This is a genomic window from Streptomyces niveiscabiei (assembly GCF_001419795.1).
Lineage (GTDB): Bacteria > Actinomycetota > Actinomycetes > Streptomycetales > Streptomycetaceae > Streptomyces > Streptomyces niveiscabiei.
Genome location: NZ_LIRL01001163.1, coordinates 1 through 4,439 on the forward strand (window position 1 = coordinate 1; position 4,439 = coordinate 4,439).

The 4,439-nt window shown below is 73.0% G+C and carries 4 protein-coding genes and 2 pseudogenes; 2 read left to right on the top strand and 4 right to left on the bottom strand.

Annotated elements, in window-relative coordinates; translation table 11 throughout:
• From AOK24_RS41490 to AOK24_RS41510, 4 genes and pseudogenes are all read right to left on the bottom strand, one after another.
• Nucleotides 1-363: pseudogene (locus tag AOK24_RS41490) on the bottom strand (ABC transporter permease); the annotation flags it as partial.
• Entirely contained in the window at nt 360-1,226 is an 867-nt protein-coding gene (locus AOK24_RS41495; RefSeq protein WP_055725059.1) for an ABC transporter ATP-binding protein, read from the bottom strand. The gene AOK24_RS41495 and the pseudogene AOK24_RS41490, both read right to left, overlap by 4 nt.
• Before the next feature lie 53 nt (nt 1,227-1,279).
• Nucleotides 1,280-2,116: a cupin domain-containing protein gene (locus AOK24_RS41500; protein WP_055725060.1), complete on the bottom strand. Its 837-nt coding sequence runs from the start codon at nt 2,114-2,116 to the stop codon at nt 1,280-1,282.
• Nucleotides 2,117-2,321: 205 nt separating this feature from the next.
• Nucleotides 2,322-2,864 (bottom strand): RNA polymerase sigma factor, encoded by a 543-nt coding sequence (locus tag AOK24_RS41510; protein ID WP_055725062.1) that lies wholly within the window; start codon nt 2,862-2,864, stop codon nt 2,322-2,324.
• 174 nt (nt 2,865-3,038) lie between these two features.
• Here AOK24_RS41510 and AOK24_RS51890 point away from each other — a divergent pair.
• Nucleotides 3,039-3,404: pseudogene (locus tag AOK24_RS51890) on the top strand (GntR family transcriptional regulator); the annotation flags it as partial.
• Between the two features lie 206 nt (nt 3,405-3,610).
• On the top strand, nt 3,611-4,439 hold an 829-nt coding region (locus tag AOK24_RS41520; RefSeq protein WP_055725063.1), incomplete at its 3' end, for an ABC transporter ATP-binding protein.

The window sequence follows — 4,439 nt, forward strand, 5'->3', positions numbered from 1 at the left end:
GTGGGCCAGCGCGCGGGCCCAGGGTTCCATCGGCAGCATCGAGAACTGCTCGTCCGTCTTGTTCCTGCGGGCGCGCAGCACCGCCGAGTTGACGGAGACCAGGATCGCGATGGAGAAGAACTGCGGGAGTGCCTGGGTGTCCCGGTCCACCATGTGGAGGATCGGGAAGTCGTCCATCCCCTCCTCCCGGACCAGCTTCACGACGGTGAAGGTGATCCAGAGGAGCCCGAAGAGCACCACGGGGACCTGGAGGAGGAGTTCGCGGGCCTCGAAGCGGGCCAGCGCGAGGACCGAGGCGAGCCGGCGCGGGCCGGGGGCCTTCGGTTCGGTCGCCGTGGTGGGGGTCGCGGTCAGGGTGCTCATGCCGAGACCTCCGCGCTCTCGCCGTCCAGGGTGAGCAAGTAGCCGTCCTCCAGGGTGGGTTCGAGGAGTTCGGCGCCCTTCGGGGGGTCGCCGATGTTGCGGAAGCTGCCGGTGCCGGTGCGCCAGCCGGCCCGCGCCGACGGGTCCCGCTCGACGCTGCTCCAGACCCGGCCGGCCGCCCGCGCGGTCAGCTCGGCGGGGGTGCCCTCGAAGCGGACGCGGCCGTGGGTCATCACGATCACGCGGTGGCACAGCATCGCCACGTCCTCCGTCTGGTGCGTCGACAGCAGGACCGTCCGGCCCTCGCCCGCCTGCGCGATCAGCTCCCGGAACCGCATGCGCTGTTCGGGGTCGAGTCCGACGGTCGGTTCGTCCAGCACGAGCAGGCCCGGGTCGCCGACGAGCGCCGCCGCGAGCGCGACTCGCTGCCGCATCCCGCCGGACAGCCTCTTCAGGCGCGTCTTGCGCACGTCGCTCAGGTCGACGGCCTCCAGCACGCGCCGCACCTCCCTGATCCGCGCCCCCCGGTCGTTCAGCTCCTTGAGGATCGCGACGTAGTCGACGAACTCGAAGGCCGTGAAGTCCGGGTGGAAGCCGGGGTTCTGCGGCAGGTAGCCGAGCTCCCGGCGCAGTTCCAGGCGGCCGGCCGACGTGCGCGGGTCGTGGCCCAGTGCCCTGAACTCGCCGCCGTCCGGGGGCACCGCGGTCGCCAGCACCCTCAGCAGCGTCGTCTTGCCCGCGCCGTTGGGGCCGAGCAGTCCGGTGACTCCCCGGCCGAGGGTCAGGGAGACGCCGTCCAGGGCGCGGGTGCCGCCGTAGCGCAGGGAAAGGTCGGTCGCCGTCAGTGTCGTGATGCCGGTCATGGGGTCCTCTCGGGTGGTGTCGTGGTCGGTGGGGCGGGGTGTCCTGCGCGGTGTCACATCGCCCCTCCTTCCTGGAAGCCGGCCATCGGGCGGATGTCGAAGCGGTCCCGTGAGCGGTAGAGCGCGACTGCGGCGGCCAGGGCCACCCCGGCGGCGGCGAGCTGGCCCGGTGTGGTGAAGGGCGCCAGCGTTTCGTGCGGGCGGGACTTGGCGAACAGGAGGATGCCGACCCAGGTGGCGCAGGTCAGGGCCGGGGCGACCACCGCGCCGAGGCGGGCGGTCAGGGCCAGGCCCGTCGTCGTCAGCGCCATCGCCGGCAGCAGCCAGGCCAGCGCCAGCAGGCCGTACCCCGGGAGGGCCAGGGTCGCGAGGCCGTTGAGGGCGAGGCTCGCGGCGAGGACCGCGACCGTACGGATCATCAGGAGCCGGAAGCCGTGCACCGGGGCGACCATCGCCATCTCGTACGTCGGGTCCAGGGTGCGGCCGAACGACACGGCCACGCCCGCCAGCGGCAGCAGCGGCGCGAGCGCCAGGAAGAGCGCCGGGTTGTCGGCCGTACGGACCATCACGACCGTCATCACCAGGACCGACAGCACCGCGAGGAACCAGGACCGGCGCAGGATCGGCGTCGCCGTCAGCAGCCGCGCGGTGTGGTCGGAGACCCCGAACCGTACGAGCAGCCCCTCGAACACGCCCCGCCTCGGCGCGTCCAGCTCCGCGTCCAGCCGCTCCCAGCCGACGTCCAGCGCGACCGGGTCGGCTTCCCGCGCGAGCGTGGCCCGGCACTGCGCGCACGCCGCGAGGTGCGTGTCCGTGGACCACAGCAGCGGCGCCGCCAGCTCGCCCCGCGCGTAGGCCCGCAGTTCCTCGTCACCGACATGCCAGCTCATGCCGCGCTCCTTCCATCGATCAGATCCGCCCCCGTCGCCACGCCCCGGCCGCTCCGGCCCGGCTCGGTCACCGCACCCCCGCCGCCGCGCCGCGACCCCGTCGCCACGCTCTCGCCGAGCCGGCGCGGCTCCGCCGCCACGTCCCGGCCGGTCCGCCGCGACCCCGTCACCGCGCCCCTTCGGGCGCCCTCGCTCCTCGTCCTCCTCACGTCAGCGCCTCCCTCAGCTGTTTGCGGGCCCGCATCGCCCGGGTCTTGACCGTGCCCGCCGGGATGCCGAGGAGGGCCGCCGCTTCTCTGGTGCTCAGGCCGTCGATGACCGTGGCCTGGAGGGCCGCGCGCAGTTCCGGTGAGAGGCGGGCCAGGGCGCCCGCGAGGTCGCCGTGCTCCACCCCCGTGAGGACACGGTCCTCCGCGGACACCTCGTCGCGATGGCGCAGCCGGGCCAGGGCCTGGCGGATCCGGCCCCGGGCGCCGTCGCGGCGCAGGGCGTCCACGAGACGTCTCGCGCCGATGCGCCACAGCCAGCCCGCGACGTCCCCCTCCTCGTGGTACCGGGCCTTGCCCCGCCACACCGCGAGGAACGTCTCCTGCACGACGTCGTCCACCGTCCCGGCGTCCGAGCAGCGGCTGCGCAACCGAGCGGTCAGCCACGGCGCGAACCGCCGGTACAGCTCCTCGAAGGCGTGACGGTCCCCGTCTGCGGCGATGGCCCGCAGCAGCTCTCCGTCACTTCTCGTTTCGCTCACACCCCCTCATCGCTCCGACCTCGCCGATCGGTTCACGATCTGCGAAAAATTTTTTGTCCCCTTCTATAGCGCCCGGTGCGGCGCCTCCGACCTGCGGTTTCTTCGGGCGCTTGACGAACCGCCCCCGTTCCACCACCCTTTCACTACTCAATTAGTGAAAGGGTGGTGGAACCCGTGGTCGAATACCGCATCGACCGGCACAGCGGCGTGGCCACCTACGTCCAGATCGTCCAGCAGACCAAGCAGGCCCTGCGCCTCGGCCTGCTCCGCCCCGGCGACCGGCTCCCCACGGCCCGCGAGGTCGTCGAGGCGACCGCCATCAATCCGAACACGGTGCTGAAGGCGTACCGGGAGCTGGAACGGGAGGGCCTGGTCGAGGCCCGCCGGGGGCTCGGCACCTTCGTCCGCCGCACCCTCGGCACCGCCCCCGCCGACGACTCCCCGCTGCGCCGCGAGCTCGACGGCTGGGCGGACCGGGCCCGGGAGGCCGGCCTGGACAGAGAGGACGTGGCCGCTCTCTTCACCGCCGTGCTCGACGAGTACGCCGCACCGGGATCCGGCCGGCACTCCCCTTACTCCCCGGCCTCAGCCGGCCCCTCACAACCTGCGCATTCAGCGGATTCAGGAAATTTCTCAAATTCTTCCGGCCGGACAGAACCGATCGAGGGGGCAGATCCGATCAAGAGAGCAGAAGCACCTGAACAAGCCGAATCCGCACCGTCCGCGACCCTCAAGGGGGACCGACCATGACCACCGCACAACCCCAGCCCCCCGCCCTCACCGCCACCGGTCTCGGCAAACGCTTCGGCCGCCGGAGCGCCTGGGCTCTGCGCGACTGCTCCTTCTCCCTGCCCGTGGGCCGGGTCTGCGCGATGGTCGGTCCGAACGGCGCGGGGAAGTCGACGCTGCTCGCCCTCGCGGCCGGCCTGCTTCCCGCGACGGAAGGAGAGCTGACCGTGCTCGGCGCGGACCCCGCGTCCGTCCGGACCCGGGTGGGTTACGTCGCGCAGGACAAGCCGCTGTACCCGCAGTTGACGGTGGCGCAGACGCTGCGGATGGGCGCCGACCTGAACCCCGCGCGGTGGGACGCGGAGACCGCGGAGCGGGTGGCGACGGCCCAGGGCCTCGACCCGGACCAGCGCGTCAGATCGCTGTCGGGAGGCCAGCGGACGCGCGTCGCCCTCGCGCTGGCCCTCGGCAAGCGCCCCGACCTGCTCCTGCTGGACGAACCGATGGCCGACCTCGACCCGCTGGCCCGGCACGAGCTGATGGCCACGCTGATGTCGCAGGCCGCGCGGTTCGGGACGACGATCGTGATGTCGTCGCACGTGGTGGCCGAGCTGGAGGACTCCTGCGACCACCTCCTCCTGGTCGGCGGCGGCGGAATCCGCCTCGCCGGCGAGATCGACGACCTCCTCGACGCGCACGTCCGGGTGCAGGGCCCGGCGGAGGGCGCGGACCTCGCCGCGCACACGGTCGTCGAGTCCCGCACGACAGGCCGTCAGCTCACCGCGCTGATCCGCCCCCAAAGCCCCCTCTCCCCCGACTGGCGCACGACCCGGCCGACCCTGGAGG

Coding starts and splice junctions, on each gene's coding strand:
- AOK24_RS41495 (WP_055725059.1), bottom strand. CDS start 1,226: ATGACCGGCATCACGACACTGACGGCGACCGACCTTTCCCTGCGCTAC.
- AOK24_RS41500 (WP_055725060.1), bottom strand. CDS start 2,116: ATGAGCTGGCATGTCGGTGACGAGGAACTGCGGGCCTACGCGCGGGGC.